This is a genomic window from Hoskinsella mucinilytica (assembly GCF_045223415.1).
Taxonomy (GTDB): Bacteria; Bacillota_I; Bacilli_A; order Erysipelotrichales; family Erysipelotrichaceae; genus Hoskinsella; species Hoskinsella mucinilytica.
Map to the genome: position 1 here is coordinate 43,714 of NZ_JBEQZJ010000017.1, position 21,563 is coordinate 65,276.

Genomic DNA, 21,563 nt, shown 5'->3' on the forward strand with positions numbered 1-21,563 from the left:
CATGAAATCATATGATTTCATGCTGATCCATTATACGCACAATTTTCTTTGCACGTGTGATTATATCATTATTTTGAAAGAAAATTCAAGTTTAAATTCTATTTTTTGGTTAACGCTCTTGGTACTTCATTCTTTTTTTTATTTTATTCTGTAACAAAAGATTAACATCTTTTGCAGTATTTGGTCTTTCATCCAATACCTCATATTTTTCACTTAGGTGATACATAATTTTCTTTGTTGTATCGTGACCTGCCTTATCGTTATCTAAATGAAGATGCAGTTCTTTGATTTGAGGATTTCTTTTTAAGAAAGATTTTAATGCGATTGGTATCATAGATTCTTCTAGGTTTTTATCCTTTAACAATGTAGATGCTCCCGAAATTGCAAGATAGTTTTCTGATTTGTAATCCCTATGTGCCTGCTTCAATAATGTCATATAGGATAGTAAGTCTATTGCTGATTCAAAAACGTGTAGGGAATCATTGTTTTCATTTACAAGTGAGAAACCATAGCTTTTATCACTTCCCCACACATCTTTTTTCATATCACCAGTTAATGATCTTTTGCAAGCAAAGCGAGGATAATGATGCTCGTCATATCCTACAAAGACAATGCAATGCTCTTTTGATTCCTGATAAAACAATCGCTGTCCATGGCAGTATTCCACGATGGTTCTATCAATGCAACGTTCATTTGTTAAATAAGCAATTGCATCATTATCATTCTCTGCAGGATAAGGCAAACGAAATTTTTTGGTTTGTCTTTCTCTTTGATTATGTTGTAAAGGCTCTTTTAAATCTATTAGACTTTTGATATGCATAGCCGCATCACGAAAACTCATATTTTCAATCTTAATCAAAAAATCAAGTGCAGTCTTCCCTCCAATCCCTGATGACCAATGCATCCATAATCCATGCGACATATGCAGTGATGTATGCGACTTTGTTGTGTAATCCACATGTCCATTTTTTACTAGATCCTGTGGTTCATAGTTTTTAAAGTAAGTCAGTAAATCTAATTCTCTTATCCTTTTCATATCACTTTCGGGTATCTTCTTGCTCATATTAGCACCTCTTTTCATAACAAAAAGGACTCCAATACTATGAAGCCCTCAATATTTTACTTTGATTAACGTATCCTTTCATTACGTTTTTCTATACTGTCATCCGGCTCATCATCAACAAAGACAGTGCTAGGATCATTCTTATTCCCTATATCCAATTCCTTGTTTAATTCTGATAGTCTTTTCGTTTTTTCTTTTAATTCCTCCTCTTTTTCAAAAGGACGATCGATTTCCTCTTTTGCATTTCCTAACTGTTTTTTCACATCTTCAAGTAGTGCTTCTTCTGTTTTTAGCTTATCAGGATAGGAATTCAAAAGATTATCAATACGTTTCAGATTTCCATAAACATCATTACCTAATTCAACGGCATAGGATGCTTGCTTCCTCAGTGTTAATATAAAAATCGTATTGAAAGCATCATAGGAAAGAAGCATTTGGAATCCTCGATATTCTCCTATCATTCTCTGTTCCGTTGACTCCATTTTTTTGCACATCAATAACAGAGCATTACCTGCCTGCTCCTTTTCATCATAATGAATACTGTTAATTGTCATCCCAGAAAATTCTTCAACTGGTTTAAGTGTGACTATATCATTTTTAAGAGCGCTTATATTTTCTTCCAATACAGATATTTTTTGAGGATAGTACTCCATGATTCTATCTTCTAAATCATAGCGTTCTGAGAGGTAATTAGCCTTCGCCATTTTCAGCTTACTGACCTGTATATCCAGATCCATCTTCTCTTTTATCTTAGGATTGCCACTGGCCAATGCTTTGATTTCTGCATAGGAAAGAGTCGCATCATCAATATCCTCGGCAGATCGTACTGGACTTTTTGATGTCATAATCTGTGAAATAAACTTTTGTTTGCCCTCAACAAGCTGGTCGGGTAAGAAAGCAACATTACTGTTGCTCCCTCCCCAAAGAACCGTACGTGAGAGTTTCCCCTCATACGGCTCAAGCTTTTATAAGGTCTTATCTTTTTTAAAGACCCGGCTCAATTCTTCCAAGGTGTTCTCAAACAATAAGGGTGTACTAAATAACTATTTTTATCAACTTTTCTAATTCTAAAATCAGTTTTTATAGTAATTCTATTTTGACAAACTGCACAACATCCTTTTTGTTCATTCCACATTTTTATCAATTTCTTTCTTCCTTTTAGATTATTTCTCATTCTACGTTCTTCACGTTCTACAAAATAATCTTGCCATTTTTCATCAAAAGGGTTGGCTTCTGATATTACTTTTGTATGCCTTCTAATATCAGTATCAGTTGCATACACTAATCGGATGTATTCATCCTTTGAACCTTTAATAGGTACACTAAATGTCCATTTTCGGTTTCCTACATCATTAAAATATCTTTCTTTTGTCCATTTAGCCCCTTTATTTGGGTGTCTTCTTCTGCACCATTTCCATAGTGCTTTCCAAATTTCATAGTCCAACTTTTCAAACATTTCAGTAGAAACATTATATTTATGATAATTTACCCAACCTCTAATAACTGGATTAAGTTTATTAATTAAATATTCTTGTTTCATTGACGGATTATGTTTGATAATATCTCTAATTTTATTAATAATTGCTTTATAATTACTTTTTGATGGTTTTATCAATAGTTTGTTTTTATACATTCGTATATTACAACCTAAGAAATCAAATCCATCATCAATATGTGTAATCAAAGTCTTTTCTTTAGAAAGTTCTAAACCTCTTTCTTCTAAAAACTTCTCTATAATCGGTTTAACTCCGTTTTCCAAAATTTCTTTGCTTTCACCAGTAACTATGAAGTCATCGCAATAGCGAATAAAGTTAACTTTTGGAAAGTAGGCTTTACCATTTACATATTTTTTATGGTATTTTTCTCTGATTGCTGTTTCTAAACCATCTAGCACCATATTACAAATTGTTGGAGAAATTGCAGAGCCTTGAGGACATCCGCTGTTAGTTGGAAATAGCTGATTTGTTTCGATAAATCCACATTTTAGCCATTTGTTTAATAGTGTTTTGTCCATTGGAATATTTTCCAATATCCATTTATGGCTGATATTATCAAAACAACCTTTAATATCTCCCTCCAATATCCATTTTGGTGATTTTCTCTTATTTAAACTTGTAAAGCATTGCTCAATCGCATCTTGTGTGCATCTTTTTGCTCTAAATCCATATGAATTAGGGTCTGCAGTACATTCAGCAATTGGTTCAAGTGCAAACTTATAGAGTGTTTGCATTGCTCTATCCGTCATGGTTGGCATACTCAATGGTCTTTTCTTTCCATTTTTCTTTGGAATATAGACACGTCTTAATGGCTGAGGATTGTATCCTCTTTTTTGAAGTTTTGAAATTGCTTCAAATTTGGACTTTGGTGTAAGCCAGAGTTCTCCGTCTACACCAGGTGTCTTTTTACCTTGGTTTTCTGTTACTTTTTTAACTGCTAATGCTTTAGCATAAAAAGAATTTGTTAGTAGATATTGCAAAGATTTTACTTTGTTATATCTACCTTCATTTTGAGCCTTCACAATACGCATTTGTAGTTTCTTAACGTAAGATTTGGCTTTTTGCCAATCAATTTGGCTCCAACGCAAATCTGCGTCAGGAGTCGCACACATTTTACTGTTCATTTGCATTTCTCCTTTCAGTAAATCTAAAAATTTTCTTGTGAATAAAAACTTAATGGAAGTCTGCCCACTTTCGTGTAGAATGATGTTTCAATTCTTATCCATCACATTATATGATGGCATTCGCTTTTTCCATTTTCCTTTACCCACAATATCATCGGTATTCCTTACGGTTTACTTGCCCTAATGGGCGATATTATGGGCTTACCCTGTTCCACTTAATTAACAATATGATAGGTTAGGTTCCACCTCTCCGCCGGTAGTCATCATGTCCGTGTAACCCCACTATACAAAGGGTTATCCGACTACACACCTTTTGGTTCAGGCTTATCAGCAACTTTAGCCTGTTCGCCTTAACGACGTTTATCAGTGATTCATTTTCATTAACCATACTATCTAACCTGCTCCCTAACCGCTTTGTTGCTAGCAGTAACGGACATTCCTCACGGTTTGTCCTTAAGGGCTACATTTTCATATCAGCTTACCACAAAACCGTTACCAGTTATGCAGTTGATATTAGGCTCAGCCAACGGAATGACTGGTTTAGTCGAGATAGCTCGCTAAACAATTAATTAAGCGACTTCAGGTCGCACATACAAATAAGCATCAAATGTTTGCTCCGTGACATAGCGATAGATGTAGACATCACTGTTGGTATTGCCTTGCCGAACGATTCTACCGCCTCGTTGTTCCAGATCCGAAGGACGCCACGGACAATCAAGATCATGCGATGCAATCAACAGATCCTGCACATTTGTTCCGGCTCCCATTTTTTGAGTAGATCCCAGCAGGATACGAATACTTCCAGTACGTACCTTCGCAAATAATTCTTTTTTAGCTGCATCAGTTTCTGCGTCATGGATATAAGCAATCTCATCTGCTGGCACACCACTTCGTATCAGTTTTTCAACAATATCATCATACACATTCGTAAATAACAGTTCATTACCTGCTTCTATTTGTTCTTTTACATAGGACGATTTCTTGTGTGGAGTTGACATGTCACAAAAGATCAATTGTGTAGATTTTTTATCCGCTGTTTCTTTATAAATGGACAACACTTTCTGAATACAAACATTGACCTTACTAGTTTCAAAATCCTCCAGTCTATCATCAATCAGACGTTGATCTAATGCCAACTTTCTTCCGTCGTTCGTAATTTTTAACATGTTGTCAATGCGTGGATCTTCTCCACCTCTTACTTTCTCAGCACGCTTTGCAAGTGATTCTACGATGCTTTTCTGCATCTCACTAGGTTTTACCGCTATCGTTTCATAATGCGCTGTAGGCGTAGGCAAATTCAGCATATCCGCTGTTTTAATGTCCGCTACTTCCTTGAATACAGAGATAAGTTCCGGCAAGTTATAAAAACGAGAAAATCTAGTTTTCATACGGTATCCTGTTCCCTCCGGTGCCAGTTCAATTGCGGATACTGTTTCTCCAAATGTTGATGCCCATGCGTCAAAATTCTCAAGTCCTTGTTCTTCTAATAAAGAATATTGCAGATAACGCTGTATCGTATACATTTCCGTCATTGAATTGCTGATCGGTGTACCAGTCGCAAAGGTAATACCTTTTCCTCCTGTGATCTCATCCAGATACTGACATTTCATAAATAGATCAGATGATTTTTGCGCATCGGTCTGTGACAATCCAGCAACATTGCGCATCTTTGTATACAAAAATAGATTCTTAAAGTTATGACTTTCATCAACAAACAGATGGTCGACTCCAAGTTCTTCAAATGTGATCACATCGTCTTTTCGTTCATCATCATTCAATTTTTCCAAACGTTTTGCTAGATTCTTCTTCGTTTTTTCCAACTGTTTTACGGTAAATCTTGGTGCATCCTCATCTTTTAGCTGTTGTATACCATCTATGATCGTATCTAACTGTTTCTCCAAGGATTTCTTTTGACGCTGTGCAGACAATGGTATCTTCCCAAATGTACTATGCCCCATGATGATGGCATCATAATCGCCGGTTGCGATCCTTGAACAAAATTTTTTACGTTTATTCTTTTCAAAATCTTGCTTTCTTGCGACAAGAATATTCGCCGCCGGATAAAGCCTTAAAAAATCAGAACCCCATTGCTCCACGAGATGATTCGGCACCACAAAGAGCGATTTTTGTGCCAAACCAAGACGTTTCAATTCCATACAGATAGCAATCATTTCAAACGTTTTACCGGCTCCTACGACGTGGGCAAGTAAAGAATTACCACCATAAAGTCCTCGAGCTACCGCATCTCTTTGATTACTTCTCAATGTTATTTCTGTATTCATTCCGGGAAAGGCCAAATGATCTCCATTATAGTATCTTGGTCTTATAGAATTAAACTTCTCATTATATAACTTGGTTAAACGTTCTCGTCTATCAAAGTCCTTCCAAATCCAGCTCTGAAATGTCTCTTTGATACTGTCCTGTTTCTGCTGGGCGATCATTGTTTCTTTTTTATTCAGTACAGCCTTTTTTCTTCCTTCTTCGTCATATTCATAATCAAAGATCTTTGTGCTTTTCAAGTTTAAACAATCCTCAATCAGACGATAAGCATTTGCTCGATGTGTTCCATAAGTCTTTTCAGCCTTGATATTGTTTCTATCTCTTGTTTTATTTGAGATGCTCCAAGAGCTATCGATCTTATTGTAGGAAACATGAATGTTATTCTTAGCATAAAATGACATAGACAAGGTTTCATGCATGAATGCATCATAATCTGTGCTGGGTATCCATGTTGCACCAATACGTACATCAATCTCTGATGCGCTTAATTCTGTCGGCATAGCCTGTTTTAACGCTTCTACATGGTATTCATATTGCGGATCAAGTTTTGCTGACAACTCTGCAACACGCAGCTTATTCCTGATATTTCCACTCAAATATTCATCTGTTGTTACATAAACATCCTCACGATCCGGCTCTGTAGCATTCGGTATTTTATAAATGACTCCATGTAGATCACTCAGTATCTTTTCTTTATCAAAGCCGGTAAGCGATGCCATATAATCAAGGTCAACTTTGGCTTTTTCCGATAAAGACAATAATAGCGCCTCATTGGATGTTTCTGTCTTTTCTATAACAACCTTTTTCCCAATCGTCCGCTCATAAAAGATGTCTGCCTTGCTTTTTAACGTTCCATCTTCATTCAAGTTTTCTAAGGAACAAAGAAGGTAATAGGAATCATCATCACGAAAAGCCATGCTATTTCCACGGCTATTGATCAGACCATACGATTTTGTGAAATCATCATACAGCTTATTAAGTTCATCCTGCTGCTTATGAATGACTTCATCAGGGTAATCTTCTTTTTCATATTCAATCAGTTGTCGTATACAATTTCTAATATCTATCAATCCAGTAATACGGTTCATAGCGGTTTTAGATAACTCTAATTTCGTCATGATACTGTTTTCTCGATAATAGACATCACCATCCTTCATCGTATAACTAAAATTACGGACAGTGGGATCTGCCGGTATCGTCACGATGTCTTCTGGTTCACTGTCTAGTTCCTCAGGTACGATTGCTCTTTCATCAATCTGTCCATGTATATGGCGAATTGCATTCTGCAACGATTCCTTTAATGGAACATCTTCATAAGGCACAACCGTCATATCCTCACGTCCATACATGGCTTTGGTCATCTCTACATGACCTAAGACCATTTCCGGATGTTGAACAAAATAATTGTTCATGATAAATCCATTCTCATCTTTAACCGTATATATCCATTCACTGTCTTTTACGATAGGCGTATCTCGCTTCTGTAAGAACAGAATATCGCTGACCGTCTTTGTATTGGCGCTATCCTTAAAAGCAGTATTGGGTAATCGAATCGCACCTAACAATTCAGCACGCTGATTGATATATTCACGAACGCTGCCATTTTGTTTATCCATCGTATAACGGGAAGTTACAAAGGCAATGATTCCTCCCGGCCGAACCTTATCTAATGTCTTAGCAAAGAAATAATCGTGAATGTTATAGTTCAGCTTATCGTAGCGTTTATCTGATACTTTGAATTGTCCAAAAGGAATATTTCCAATAGCAACATCAAAAAAGCTATCAGGAAGTTTTGTTTTTTCATATCCTTCTACTGTGATAGTTTCTTTCTGATAGAGCTGTTTAGCGATCCTTCCAGTAATTGAGTCTAGTTCAACACCATATAGTTTTGACTCGCTCATACTTTCCGGCAACATCCCCAAGAAGTTTCCAATACCACAGGATGGTTCCAAGATATTCCCTCTACGAAATCCTAAGTTATCCAGTACCTGATACATACTTTCGATCACAATAGGAGAAGTGTAAAAAGCGGATAGTGTAGATTCTCTCGCACTTCGATATTCATCCTCATTTAATAAAGACTTTAATTCTTTATATTCATCAGACCAGTTGCTTTTGCTTTCATCAAATACCTCTGACAAGCCACCCCATCCTACATATCGTGCAAGGATTTCTTGATCTTCTGCAGTAGCTGATCGGTTTTCTTTTTCCAAAGAAAAAAGCAGTCGAATGGCTGCTACATTATTTCTATAACGCTCTTTAGGTGTTCCGGCACCTAATTGATCATTGTGAATTCGATAATCAATTTTAGTTTGTGTTACTACTGGAGGTTCACTATTTGTTATTTCAACACCATATCGTTTGGCTATTTCTTTAAAATGGTCTAAAACATCATCAGATATAACAGTCGACGTTCCATCATGTTCATAGACGATTGCTTCATTCAGCATAAAATCATAAAGTTCTTTACCTGCCCATACATTGTCATCATCGTCATGGACGAGGATCATATCTTTTTCATCATCCCATACAACATACATATCATCCATTTTTAATCGATTTGTGATGTTATTCAATGTGCTGATTTCATCTTCTATTTGGAGTTCCTTTGATCGTACTATACCGGTTTTTTCTTTCTTAAGCTGTGATGAATTATCATAGCCTTTTGAAATATCCTGATAGGTACGGTCAAGAATATCATCGATCATGAGCTTTTTGAATGTTTCATCTCTCATATAAAGGGAGTAGAGATCCGGATCATCCTTATTCATCGATGATATGATAGGAAATAGGCTCTCTCTGATCATTTGTGCGGCTTCTTCGATAGACGTATCTCTATCACGCAAAACCGGATATAGCGCACTATCTTTGATCTTGTCTACCAAAACGGGCATATATTTTTGGTATACTTTTTCAGTATCTAAAGTCGTCGTTTCATGAACATCATCGTTTTTCTCAGAAGGTACTTCTACAAGTAGGTTATCATTTAACGGATTCTCCTTTAATACCTGTAGCAGTTGTTCCTTAGAGAAATTTTCGATAAAAAGAGGGAATTCCTTATCCTGCAATACAACAGGATCACCATCCTCAATGATTACATAATCGGTTGCGCCAACATGTACAGTATCTCCAACATACCATTGATAAACCTTGATCGTATTTATTGGTTGTTCCTCATCAGATGTTTCCACAATACCTAATTCTTTTTCCTTTTGTTTACGCTCATATTCTAATTGACGTTCCATCCGTCTTTGTAGAAAGACCGGGTATTGTTCTTTTTCCGCAGGGCTGAGATAGCGTTCTGCGGCTATCAGTTCACCAATTCTTTTGCTGACTTGATTCCATTTCAGTAAAACGCTGATTTCTTCGCTGCCGATGATTCCTCGAGAAATTTTTATGCCCTTGGCGTCGTGCCACTCATCTATCCAACCTACGGCTGGATAAGCACCACCGATACCATATTCTTCTTTCAGAAATGCAATATTCTTCTTTGAATCCTCGTGCTTTGAGAATTGCTGATAGATACGATATTTACCTTCTTCCATACCACTTCCTCTGGTGAGGATACGATCAACTTCTTCCTGTGAAAAATAGATGCCATTTTTAAGCGACATCTCATTCTCATAAACCGCAGTCAATTGTTCTTCTGCTGTTGGAATTTGAATATCCGTTGCATAGTATCTGGACAAGATCATTGCATCTATTTCCTGCGCTACTCGCCACCATGCAAATTCAGAAGATACTACTTTATTTTCATATGCTCCTAAATATAAAAGAAGATGATCATCATGTTTTTCAAAGCCCATGCGTACTCCATCTTCTTCAAATTCGTAGTATTTATCAGGATATATAGATTTCACATATTCGATTCGTTTGTCTTTGTTTTCTTCCTGCTTAAAAAAACTGATGATTTCTCCGGCCGTAGCATCTAATTCGGTTTTGTAGGAGAGTATCTGCTTTTCGATAATCTGATTGATCTTTTTTTCTGCATATGCTCTTTGAATATTTGTCATTTTTTCCCATGGAGATTGCAGATATTCTTCTTTTTCAATCAGTTTCGCAATTTCCTGTTGGACATCATCAAAAGATAATGAGGACTTCGTCTCTGGCTTTTGCCAGTTCCCTGACCAGACATCTAATCTACCATTGATTTTTTTGTAACCTACATAGGAATAATCATAGTCTTCAGGTTTACGATACATCATGATCAATGTATCATCGTATGCCTCTTTTATATAATTTGTTCTATCCACATCATCCGTATGACTTTTGAAATAAGCAATAATATCTTCTTTAGAATGCTTCAGCTTATCTGCGCCACGTAAAACGATAGACAGATCTTCCATAGAAAAAGGCGGTGTAGTTGGTTCCTTTTCAACCTCAACATCGCCTAAATCCAAATCTAGCTGTAAACGATCTCCTTGAGAACGATTTCCTCTGCGCTCGCTTTCAGATTGTTCATGAAGCCCACCCAAGCTATCATATCCTGTTCTTTGTCCGGAGCGGGTGTTTCCTCCAACAGCTGACTCATCAGGACTTCCATTCTCTGATATGCCTGATCTGAAATCTCCTTCAAGTGGTTCTGCAGTTCGTTGTTTGCTCTCAGTGAGAACAGGTGTCCCGGCTGATTGGCTTTCAGGTATTCCAGCCTCAACCTTGCGTATCGGCTGTTCAGGACTGGTTTCGCTTCTTTGATATTCGGCATCTGGTAATCGTCTATCTGACTGTATGTGATCTCTTGCATTTAAATCGCTCCCTTCTTTTTCTCTATTCTGCTCTATATTCTTATTTTCTGCAAATGTGCGAATCATGATTTCCCGTGCTTTGTTGGATATGTCCTTAAATGCTTCACGGCTTAGATCACAATTTGTGACACCAAGTTGACCGATCACATCTAAAGTATCAAACAAAGCAATCGATGAAAAGTCATCTGAGGCAAGGTATTTCATTGGATCAATACCACAGCGATTCATCAACATGTAAGCTAAAGAATATTCAACCAATGTCTTGAATTCATGATTGATTTCAAAGGCATCCAGTTCTGATAGAGCGCTTCCCTGAGAATATTTTATAAGTGGTTTTGCGTAATCTTGATAATTATCCTCAGCTATCATCGTAGCAAGTTCTTTTAATACATCACCTAAATCATCGCTTTCATTGGTTTCAAACTTATCATTGAGCATTTCAATGATTTCAGCATGATCCTGCTCTTGGATGTTCCAAAGTTTTAAAGGACGATGGAGTGGGCTACCAGTATCTGCAATATCAAATACATAGCGTAGAGAATAACCGTTATCAGCCAGCAATGCAATGCCTTTAGAGCCTCTACGAATATACCGATACATCTTATCATTCCAATCATCAAACGCTGCACAGGCGGTTGCATCTGGTCTTTGAGCATAGATCAGTATTTGATCCTCAAAGCTATATTTATAATGCCATGAGGCAGTATTTAAAAAGGAAATCCAATTTGCCGGAGAAGAGGTAATCTTAAATGACTGCTCCTTCCAGATTTCATGGACTTCCTTATAGGTTCTTGCCATTTGCTATCCTCCTATCGTTCTTTTTCCTTATGCTTTGATTTATATTCATTTTGATATTCTTTGATCGTCATATCTGGTGCATCTATATAAACGATGTCTTTTTCTTCATCAATGTCACGGAACCCATCCACATCCAGTTGGATAGGTTTATTGGATAAGATAGTTCCCCAGTGATTGATCATGATACCTTTTGCAAGCTGACACATGATGCCTTGACAATCATCATCATGTCTTACCTCATAGCGATACAATCCTTTAGGAACATGACTCATCGGTATTCTAGCCGGAGTGAATATAACAGGAATATCAAAAATTTTCATCAGCTCATAATAACTGTTATTCGGATCAGCATGGTACTTATCAAGGGCATCGGATGTCAATGCTTCGTATTCCTCCTGTCGGTACTTGATATAAGCATCGTTTACCTCATATGCACTATGAAAGTTACGATAGTTATTTGCGAACTGTTGAGAAAACTCCTTACTGCCATATTGCAGTTTTTTATAGGCAAGGAAGATGTCTCTTAGTGTATCATCCTCGCTTACCACTTTCTGCAATTTGCCATAGTTTCTCCCAGAGTATGCAAGAAACTCTACATTCTTGGCTGTTAATCTATCAAATGGGGCATCGACCATTTCTACGCAGGCTTTTCCAATGGTTTCCCACGAATCTGTAAAATCTATCTGGACATGTTTATCCTGATAATGTATATCAGCTTTTAGCATTATCGTTCTTCTCCTTTCACTGAATCTTTCTCCTTTTCCTGAAGTTTAACCTTTGCCCACTGCGGTAAGCTTTCTTTCTTTATAACACCTATCAACTCATAGCGTTCAATGCGGCTACGCTTTCCGGTATAAATATTTTCTGCAAAGATTGCATTTCCTCTGCTTTTAGGGTTACAACCAAAACCACCTTCGGCAAGATATAGCTGATGTGTTGAATTTTGAAATTCAGGATAAAGAACATCTGGTTTCAATACGACAAGTTTTCCAATTAAAGTAGGATAATCAAATATCGAATTGCAATCTTTTTCAGATATTAGTGATTCTTTCGGTTCTCGTTCTCTTATCTGCTGTAATTCTCTCATTAAAGTACCATAATAATATTCTGCAACTTGTAAATATTCTGAACTCTTTCCATCTAGAGTATAAATCGCTCTACCTATAGCAGCAAAAGTCATATCAACAGTACCAGTTATATAATTTCCATCATGTCCCGGACCTGCCATATAATAATTCTTTCCTCCTATGGCATCTTCTTTCAAAACTTCGTAAGCTATCTCATCAAACACAACTATTTTTTTATCGCTCTCCATGATGACGCTCCCTTGATTTGTTCCGTATTTTTTGACGATCAATTTGTTTCTCCATCATATCGTGACTTCTCATCTTAAAATCTTTAAAAGCTCGTTTATAATCATCATAGTAATGTCCTTGGTCATATCCTCGTTTACGATTACGTGTGGTTTCCCATGTCACATAACGCTGTGGCGCTCTTTTGTTAAATGCCAGCACAACCGCACTGTGGCCACAGGTTGCCTCAGCAATAATTTCATAATTTTGATTCTCTTCTTTATATAGATTATGAATATTGGGTACATGATCTCTGACAGTTGAAAGCAATTCATGTGAAATGCCATTTTTTTGACAGTATGCCAAATACAACTGTAAGCCTTTTTCTGCATTGATTTCACCACGTAATTCATTGATACAAAACCAGTGCCCGGCATGATCCTCAAGTGGCATATATTTTATTTCAAAGCCATCTTCAAGATCTGCAAGGAGATAAGAATCCACATTATAATCCCAATCTGGCACAATACCGTATTCACCATTTCCTCGATTATCTAAATAGATCTCACAGATATGGGATGAATCCAGTTCATTGTGTGCCAATGCTTTTACTTGGACGATTCCATCCTCCTGTTGTTTATCAAGGATATAATCAACATACATGCTTTCTTCATCATTCGCCATCAAGTACTCATATACATCGCTAAGATGATTTTCGGTTTTGAATCGTATATCATTCCAATGTTTTTCCATTCGATCTAATATATCTGACATATGCTCATCCATGATTTTTTTCCTCCTTTGCTTGAAAAGAGGAAAGCGGTGTGCTTTCCTCTGAAATCGTAATAGAACAATTCTGAACTTTTCTCATTCTCTGCAATACCTTGACTGCTGAAAACAAGGCAAAAAGCATGATAACTATAGCCAAACGATTATGACTCATCATGCTTGTGTCCTTTTTTACGTTTGATACACATAAATATGATGATTGCACCAATAGAAGCAGCAAACATCATTGCATATAATTCAATCTTTGTTTCGTCTCCAGTTTTTACAATAACAGGCTTATGCTTGTCTTTCATGGTGATCTTAACTCCATCTTTTGCAGTAAAGGTGATGCTTTCCGCTTTTTCATAACCTGATGGTGCGCTAAGTTCGGTCATGATATAGTCTTTACCTTCCACAAGGTAGTGGATGATATGGCTTTCTTCTGTGGATACCCATTGATCGATCAATTTTCCTGTTTCTTTTTCCGTGATTGTGATTGTTGCGCCTGGTAATTCTCTGTTATTTGTGATATCCACTTTACTGAATACCATTTCGATAGGCTGATTTTTACATTCTATTTCTAACATATCACCATTTTCTTTGACTTCCACCTTATAGATGTGATCATTCAAAGCATATCCATCTATTTGCTGTGATTCTTGAATAAAATATGTTCCTAGCTCCAAATCATTGAAATAAGCGATAGAATCATCATCTGTCATTGCAGTAGAGATGATTTCAGACATATCTTCTTTTGTAGAAAGATTGAATTGGATACCTTTCATTTCTTTCTTTACATCAAGTGTATCTGTTTTCTTGACTTGAACAGAGCCACGGGCAAGTTTGTTTTCTACCTTACCATCCAAACCAATCTGAATGACATAGTGTGATACATCCTGACCATGATAAGCAACCTCGAAGTCAAATTCTTCCTCGATTAGAACGAATTGCTTATTTGTCGCAAGTTCTTTTATGAAATATGATCCATTTGGTAAATCAGGAACATCAACCAGATGCCCATCTGAATCAATTCCTGTAGTGGAAATCATACTTCCGTTTTCGATAGCCACATGTCCCATATAGTCATAAACATCCTCACGGGCATAAATACCAAAGACAACATCTTTGTAGGCATCTTCGTTTTTAAATATTTCCTGTTTTTCCAACAGCTTTGTCATATCAATATCGAAAGTAGGACGTTTGTTTTCAAGTGTAGATGTGACAATCTGTAACTCTGTAGACTGGCTATCCTCAATACTGAAATAATGTTTATTGGTATCTGTAACATAACCATGCGGTGTTGTACTTTCAGAATAGTAATAACGACCAACAGGCAATTTCTTGCTTGTAACTGCATCCCAGTCACTCTCAAGGACTTCTATTTTCTCATCTGCTTTGTAATAAACATTGTTACCGATCTTAATATCCTCTGCTGCATAGATTGATATTTCCGTATTGAGTAAATTAGACTTGTTCCAAACAGGGGAATATGTCGTTCCAAATTCATTCTGACCTGTAATAACTTGATCAAATATCTGACCTGTTTTATTCCATTTCAATGTCCCCATGACAAGTTCATCTTTCATTATAACTTTTTGTACTTCACCAGTATCAGACACTTTAAATTCGATATCGTTAGCAAGAGCAAAGCCATATGGTGAACTTTCTTCATGCAGAATATAGGTCTTGTTAATTTCCAAACCTTTGATCAAGTGTGGCTTAATTGTTCCATCGTCATTTTTACCATCTTGTCCAGATATCCAAGTATCAAAGATTTCTCCTTGCTGACCTTTAGGATAAACACTTAATATAGCCCCTTCAATCTCTGAGGAGTCTGTAGTGTCCTGTTTAGATACTTCAAACTTTGTCATTTCGTTAAAGACTTCTTGGTGATATTCAATTACCGGAATATCTTGACCTTGGTATGTTCCATCAACTTTCAATACTGCTTTATTCGTAGCATAACCGATACTTGGTTTGATTTCCTTGATTTCATAGTGAGAAAGTGGATAGTCTGCTTCAAATTGTACATGACCATCTGTATCCGATACTGCTGTTTCAATTAGAGTACCTTTTTCTACTAAAATATTTCCATTGACAGACTTTATATCCTCAGTTGCGTACACACCAAAAGTTGAACCGGCAAGAGGAAAATGTGTTTCAGCGTCTTTCTTAACAACACTCATGTCAAGTTTTTGGCGATCGTTGTAGTAGGTAACACTATCAAATACAAGTTCTGTATTCTGATCCTCATATTCTAATTCAGCTTCCTGTATTTCATGCGATATAGTAAAGCCATCAGGTGCCTTGATTTCTTCAATTTCTAGTTTTGATAGAGGGAGTTTCTTTGATTCTGCAATACCATCTTTTCCTGTCGTAATTATATCTAAAACAGTTCCAGCCTTATACATGACGCTTCCATCCGCTGGATCAATAACATCTTCTCTTGCACGTACTTCATAAACTGCACCCACAATGCCTTGGTTTGCATAAGCGAACACAAGATTTCCATCATCATCTTTTGACACGGAAGTTAGGACTTCTCCTTCTTTTTTGACAGATAATTGTCCCTTAACTTCTTTATTCATCATTTCGATTTCAACCACCGGCTCTCCATCTTCATCGCTTCCAGATACATTGGATGATGTGATCTCAAAGATTTTTGATTCTTTGGCAAGCACAAAATAATCAGGCGCTGTGATTTCTGTTAATTTATATTTTGAAGCTGGTAGAGGAACAGGCAGTTTTACTTTCCCTTTATCATAATCTTTGTTTTCTTCGTAGTTCTTATCAGAAGCAAAGAAATTCATGAAATTGCTACCGACGCTGATACGGTTATCTGCATTCGTTGTAAATTCGCTGTACCATGTTGAACCGACTTTCATTGAGATATAACCATCTTCATCTGAGCGAATTGTTTTCTTCTTGTAGTCTTTAACTGGCTTTTCATTGTTATCAAGCATCTGCACCTTGAATGTTGCATAATTTAAAGATACGTTTTTGCCAGTATCTGCATCCTTTTTTACAACTTGTGCATAACTGTTAAATGGACGATTGTTGATATAGTAATGTACGTTCCCATCACTGGATGAACCAATGTGGTTGCCTTTTTCATCCTCACCATATACATACGTTTGTCCGTCCGTCGTTTCGGAAACATAAAAATAAAATGGTTCGGCAAGTAATTCTGTTTCCTGACCATTCGTTCCTTTAGAAGTCTGTTGGACAACGTAAGCACCATAAGCAAGCTTTGGAGAGAAAGCTGTTCCTGTATCATCTGTTTTCAGCACAGCATATTCCTTTTTCGTGCCATTCTGTTTAGCTAATTCTAACGCTTTATTGATATTACCATTAGCTTGATCATAATATTTTTTTGCTACTGCTTTAAATTCAGCGTTGATTTCTGGTTTCACTGTTTCTGAATTTTCGCCATCAGTAATGAATTTTGCTAATTCAAATTGACCAATACGCACTTTATCAGAAATTTGTGTTTTAATTGCAAAATGATAAGGTTCTCCTTCCTGCTTCATCATATCCTGCGTAACTGGGTAATACAGGTCTGATTTTTCATATCCTGCAGGTGATTTGATTTCTTTCCAGTAGTACCAGCAATCCTTATCAGCATCACCAAAATATAGTCCCTTGTTACCTGTCTTATCTACAAAAGCATTTGTATCAGCATAGCCATTTTCATTTGTAGTGACTTCAAGTACTTTATCTCCTTTATGATACAGAATCTCTGTGTGATTTTCCGGATTATAAATATCAGCAGAAGCATACAGTCCAAAAGTCGCACCACTCAATACCGCATCTCCTTGTGTTTTCTTACTTCCGGTATCAGAAACAACATTCAGTTTTCCACCTTTGGAAAGATACTCATCAAACTGTTCCTTTGTCATGCCAGTCATTCCTTGGTGGATATCCTCATCATATTTATCTAATTGAATCGATAATGTATAACGCTGGTTATCTTTGTTAAGTTCTACCGTTCCACTACCTATTAGTTCTTTTGATACAGTTGTATCAGGATCAAGATAATAGTATTTACCACTTGAAATCTCCACTGCTTTATACGTATGTTTTGTATTTTGATAAGCACTAATCTGATTTTCTAAGTCCTGCAAAGCTTTTTTATCTGCTACAGCTTGTGCTTCTTTTTCAGATGGATACCATCCTTTAGAGGTACTATACTGTTGCATTGCAGAGTTTAAATCATTCCAGTTAGTTACATACGTTTCGCTATATGTCGAAGAAGAAAATTCCTGTTCAACATGTGAAGGCATGGAAACTTTTCCTTTATCATCGGTCTTTGCTTTTCCAAGAGATGTTTCATCACGAAAAAACTCGAATTCAATATCCTTGATTCCCCGTTTTGAATCTTTATCTATTTTATTCAACTTTAATTCTACATCAATTTTCCCAATAGCTGATTTTCTTGCGGAAACATCGGCTGTTTTAGGTTGAACAGCAACTTTATATGATACTCTCATACTTTTTGGATCTTTTAATCCAAATACAGCTAATGTCTGATTCAATGGTTGATAATAAGCAATCTCAGTATTTGTAGCGTCATTTTTCAAATAATATGCATCAAATACAATATTACCAGTTTCAGAGGCATCTTTATCTGCCCATATAGTTAATTGATTACCACTTCTTTCAATCTGGATACCCTTTGGAACTGCATTGGTTAGATATGCAGAAAATGTTTTAGAAGTATCCGTCAACGTAATGGCATACTCTTTACCATAGCCTTGTAATTCTATTGTTTTATTTCTGAATGAAACATCTGAATAAATAACATTTAATCTGCTATTTATGATATTCATCTTTGCTTGTATAGCGGATGGAATCTGAGAAAAACCGTTTGGTTTACTTACTTGCCATATCATAAGCTGAGTAGCGGCAAGCATTTCCGTAGATTTATCTCCTTGAAAACCATATCCAAGACTGGAAATATACCCCATTCTATCTATTTGACTATCAGTAAAGCCTGCCTGTTTAAATCCGGAACGTCCATAAATTTTTTCATGAGCATAATTTATATTATTTGAAATCTGAACATCTGGTTCCACACAATAAGCTTTTTGATCATCAATATAAAAGTCAGATATTTCATAATCTCCCGGGCCCATAGATGTTCCCGAAAATTTATCCTGTATATTGAAATTACGATATGCGGAATATCCTGTATCTTTCCATGTGGCAGTATATTTGCTTGCCGCCATTATTGGAGTCGTTGAAATTAATGCGAACATAGTATAAAAGCCTGCTAGTGCAGACTTCATGAGTTTATTTAATATTGTATTTCGTTTCATTGTTATTCTCCTTTCAAAAAATAGAAAAAGAGATCTTCATGACCTCTTAAATTAACCGTAAATCCGAATAATGTAAAAGTATCTGGTTCCACATTCGGTTTCGCCGTATTCTGTTTTATATTGCGTAAATGTTCCATCACCATGTAACTGATTCTCAGTCATTTCAGCTTGTACTTGAGCATCTATTTCAGCTTCTCTCTCTATTGAAAAAGCACCGTTTGGAATCGTATCATTACAAGTAGGTGATGATGGCTTAGGTTCTGCAGGTTTACTTGGCTGCGATGGTTCTTGTTGTGTTGGTTTCTGAGGTTGCGATGGTTTAGCAACTTCCGTAGCTGAACCACTTGGTGATTGATCTGTTTTCTGTTTACTGCTTTCAACAGTCTTTTCATTACTGTATGACTTTTTTTCTGTCGATTGTTCATTAACAGCAGTTTTATTTTCAGTATCTAGAGTCTGATTATTTTTTACTTCAGATTTATCTTCATCATCGCTTTTTCCTTTTTTATCATCAGATTTATCTTTATCAGATTTTTCCTCTTTTTTTTGTTCAAGCGTTTCTTTCAACAAAGAACCGTTCTTTCCGCTTATTCCATCATTATCCTTATTTTGACTGCATCCTGTAATAACTAATAAAACAAGAAGTGTTGATAATATTTTCTTTCCCATAAGATTGCCTCCCTTATCTTCACCTTTACTATAAATCATTAAATACTTAATATCTAGTATTCGATTAGAATATTTCCATTAAGAATATCTTTTAATAGTGATTTTTCTCGGAAGGCTGAAAGGGGGTTGTAGGGGGAAAACACAGTCACGTTTTGGTGCAAAAAAAAGCAACCCCCTTGCTGTTGCTACTCCTTGCTCGTTTCTGTATTTTTCATTCAGTCACATGTATGACTGTATCAATCGCAGTTATCGTTCATGCTTCTTTTCCATCTTCTTTGACCATTGCTGAAGTAATTTTAATACCGTTTCCTGTTTCTGGCGTGGTGTATAAGATTTTGGAAAATATTGATTGATTTCATCCATTTTAAATGTCAGTTTTTCCTTTTGATTAGCTTTTTCTTCCGTCATAATAGAGTAAATGACATTATCATCAAGTCTATTTTCCTGTGACAGCTTTTTCATTCGGATTGCTTGAGCATGAGATGGTGTTAAATCCAGATCATCAATATGCTTAATAATACATTGCTGATGTTCCTCGGAAAGATAAGATAGTTCTACTGCTGGATTTAATCCTATCTTTTTTCCATTTTCACGTATACCATCAACCATATCTCTTAGTGGTTTAATTAAGAAGGTTAAGCGGATATAGCGTTTAACTTGATTATGACTTTCTCCAGTTTCATCAGCCAATATTTCAACAGATTTTTTTCCTTTTAACTTGTGCCCAACTTGGACACAAGTTAAATCAACTCTTTTTCCTTGATGCTTCATCGCCTCTAATTTCATCTTATACGCAAATCCCTTTTCACTTGGAAGAACATCTTCACGCTTGATATTACTATCCACCATGTAGATTGTAGCTTCATCATCTGTTAAGTTACGTACTACAGCTTTTATGGTTGAAATACCATTGATTTCCAATGCTTTCTGCCTTCTATGACCTGTAATCATTTCATAACCCTGTCCATCTGGATGAGGTCTTACTACAGCATTTTCAAAGTTATAACCTAATCTTCCAATACTATCTATCAGATCAATCATATCAGGACTTTCTAAACGAATACCATAAGGATGATTTTTAAACGGTCTTATTTCTTCAAGAGGAATTTCATAAATTCTTTCTAATTTATCATCCTGTCTTTGTTCTTCAGTTTTAAACAAATCATCGTATGTTGGTATTTTTATGTCTTGAATGCTCTTTTTCTTTTCTGGCATCTATAAAGACCTCCTTTGTTAAAGTTTCATAGGCCATGGTAGCTGCTCCTTTAGGATCGTAAACAAAAATGCTTTGGCCAACTCCCGTGGATTCCGCAGCTGCAATACAGCGTGGAATCGTTTGTTTAAACACATTGATATGTGATCCAAAGCAAGTCCGAATATCATTTGTAATCTTCTTGGATAAATTTGTTCTATAATCTGTCATCGTAATCAAGATACCTTTAACTTTTAAATCAGGATTAAGATTTCTTTGTGTTTCACGAATTGATCTTAATAAGTCACTCATTCCTTCAACACCATAAGGTTCAGATTGTACAGGGATGATAACAGTATCAGACGTCGCAAGTGCATTGATCTGTAGATCACCTAAAGTTGGATTGGTGTCTATAAAAACATAATCATAGTCACCTTTCACCTTATCAATCAATCTTTTCAATACAGTTTCTCTGCACATAACATTTTGCAACACCGGTGCTATTCCGGCTAAAGTAATATTTGCCGGAATTAGGTCTACTCCTTCATTAGAGTGTAATATCAGTCTTTCAAAATCAATATCATTTCCATTGATAATTGCCTGTACTGCCTCAGTCATTGATAAAGAGTATTTGCTTCTATCATAATATCCATATCCTTTTGTTGCGTGACCTTGATGATCAAAATCTACAAGTAGTACTTTTTTACCATGCAAAGCAAGACATGCACTCATGCTGACAGCCGTCATGGTTTTGCCAACACCTCCTTTCTGATTTGCAATACATATTACTTCTGACATACTCTGCCTCCTTTCTATAA

At 36.3% G+C, this 21,563-nt stretch carries 11 protein-coding genes; all 11 read right to left on the bottom strand.

The window, feature by feature from the left end; all coding sequences use genetic code 11:
• Nucleotides 1–109: 109 nt before the first annotated feature.
• Nucleotides 110–1,063: a DUF3991 domain-containing protein gene (locus UGRO018_RS07745; RefSeq protein ID WP_416325904.1), complete on the bottom strand. Its 954-nt coding sequence runs from the start codon at nucleotides 1,061–1,063 to the stop codon at nucleotides 110–112.
• Nucleotides 1,064–1,128: 65 nt separating this feature from the next.
• Complete coding sequence (locus tag UGRO018_RS07750) at nucleotides 1,129–1,908, bottom strand: hypothetical protein (protein WP_416325905.1); 780 nt, start codon at nucleotides 1,906–1,908, stop codon at nucleotides 1,129–1,131.
• Nucleotides 1,909–2,060: 152 nt separating this feature from the next.
• Nucleotides 2,061–3,683 carry a group II intron reverse transcriptase/maturase gene (gene ltrA / locus UGRO018_RS07755; RefSeq protein WP_416325906.1) on the bottom strand — a complete coding sequence of 541 codons (1,623 nt, stop codon included), beginning with the start codon at nucleotides 3,681–3,683 and terminating at the stop codon, nucleotides 2,061–2,063.
• Between the two features lie 569 nt (nucleotides 3,684–4,252).
• Nucleotides 4,253–11,506: an SNF2-related protein gene (locus UGRO018_RS17940; protein WP_463667553.1), complete on the bottom strand. Its 7,254-nt coding sequence runs from the start codon at nucleotides 11,504–11,506 to the stop codon at nucleotides 4,253–4,255.
• A gap of 11 nt (nucleotides 11,507–11,517) precedes the next feature.
• Nucleotides 11,518–12,231: an LPD28 domain-containing protein gene (locus tag UGRO018_RS07770; RefSeq protein WP_416325908.1), complete on the bottom strand. Its 714-nt coding sequence runs from the start codon at nucleotides 12,229–12,231 to the stop codon at nucleotides 11,518–11,520.
• Nucleotides 12,231–12,821, bottom strand: coding sequence for a hypothetical protein (locus UGRO018_RS07775; RefSeq protein ID WP_416325909.1), 591 nt, complete (start codon nucleotides 12,819–12,821; stop codon nucleotides 12,231–12,233). Before UGRO018_RS07775 ends, UGRO018_RS07770 begins: the two co-directional genes overlap by 1 nt.
• Complete coding sequence (locus UGRO018_RS07780; protein ID WP_416325910.1) at nucleotides 12,808–13,584, bottom strand: hypothetical protein; 777 nt, start codon at nucleotides 13,582–13,584, stop codon at nucleotides 12,808–12,810. The genes UGRO018_RS07775 and UGRO018_RS07780 overlap by 14 nt, the downstream gene beginning before the upstream one ends.
• A gap of 146 nt (nucleotides 13,585–13,730) precedes the next feature.
• Nucleotides 13,731–18,884 (bottom strand): SpaA isopeptide-forming pilin-related protein, encoded by a 5,154-nt coding sequence (locus UGRO018_RS07785; protein ID WP_416325911.1) that lies wholly within the window; start codon nucleotides 18,882–18,884, stop codon nucleotides 13,731–13,733.
• Between the two features lie 51 nt (nucleotides 18,885–18,935).
• The gene (locus UGRO018_RS07790) at nucleotides 18,936–19,553 is read right to left on the bottom strand and encodes a hypothetical protein (protein ID WP_416325912.1); all 618 of its coding nucleotides are present in this window, start codon (nucleotides 19,551–19,553) and stop codon (nucleotides 18,936–18,938) included.
• A 246-nt stretch (nucleotides 19,554–19,799) separates the two neighbouring features.
• The gene (locus tag UGRO018_RS07795) at nucleotides 19,800–20,768 is read right to left on the bottom strand and encodes a ParB/RepB/Spo0J family partition protein (RefSeq protein WP_416325913.1); all 969 of its coding nucleotides are present in this window, start codon (nucleotides 20,766–20,768) and stop codon (nucleotides 19,800–19,802) included.
• Nucleotides 20,716–21,543, bottom strand: coding sequence for a ParA family protein (locus UGRO018_RS07800; RefSeq protein ID WP_416325914.1), 828 nt, complete (start codon nucleotides 21,541–21,543; stop codon nucleotides 20,716–20,718). The genes UGRO018_RS07795 and UGRO018_RS07800 overlap by 53 nt, the downstream gene beginning before the upstream one ends.
• Nucleotides 21,544–21,563 lie beyond the last annotated feature (20 nt).

What these genes read in the sequence shown, in the direction of transcription:
- UGRO018_RS07770 (WP_416325908.1), bottom strand. Translation starts at nt 12,231, where the DNA reads ATGCTAAAAGCTGATATACATTATCAGGATAAACATGTCCAGATAGAT.
- UGRO018_RS07785 (WP_416325911.1), bottom strand. Translation starts at nt 18,884, where the DNA reads ATGAAACGAAATACAATATTAAATAAACTCATGAAGTCTGCACTAGCA.
- ltrA (WP_416325906.1), bottom strand. Translation starts at nt 3,683, where the DNA reads ATGAACAGTAAAATGTGTGCGACTCCTGACGCAGATTTGCGTTGGAGC.
- UGRO018_RS17940 (WP_463667553.1), bottom strand. Translation starts at nt 11,506, where the DNA reads ATGGCAAGAACCTATAAGGAAGTCCATGAAATCTGGAAGGAGCAGTCA.
- UGRO018_RS07780 (WP_416325910.1), bottom strand. Translation starts at nt 13,584, where the DNA reads ATGGATGAGCATATGTCAGATATATTAGATCGAATGGAAAAACATTGG.
- UGRO018_RS07775 (WP_416325909.1), bottom strand. Translation starts at nt 12,821, where the DNA reads ATGGAGAGCGATAAAAAAATAGTTGTGTTTGATGAGATAGCTTACGAA.
- UGRO018_RS07795 (WP_416325913.1), bottom strand. Translation starts at nt 20,768, where the DNA reads ATGCCAGAAAAGAAAAAGAGCATTCAAGACATAAAAATACCAACATAC.
- UGRO018_RS07790 (WP_416325912.1), bottom strand. Translation starts at nt 19,553, where the DNA reads ATGGGAAAGAAAATATTATCAACACTTCTTGTTTTATTAGTTATTACA.
- UGRO018_RS07750 (WP_416325905.1), bottom strand. Translation starts at nt 1,908, where the DNA reads ATGACATCAAAAAGTCCAGTACGATCTGCCGAGGATATTGATGATGCG.
- UGRO018_RS07800 (WP_416325914.1), bottom strand. Translation starts at nt 21,543, where the DNA reads ATGTCAGAAGTAATATGTATTGCAAATCAGAAAGGAGGTGTTGGCAAA.
- UGRO018_RS07745 (WP_416325904.1), bottom strand. Translation starts at nt 1,063, where the DNA reads ATGAGCAAGAAGATACCCGAAAGTGATATGAAAAGGATAAGAGAATTA.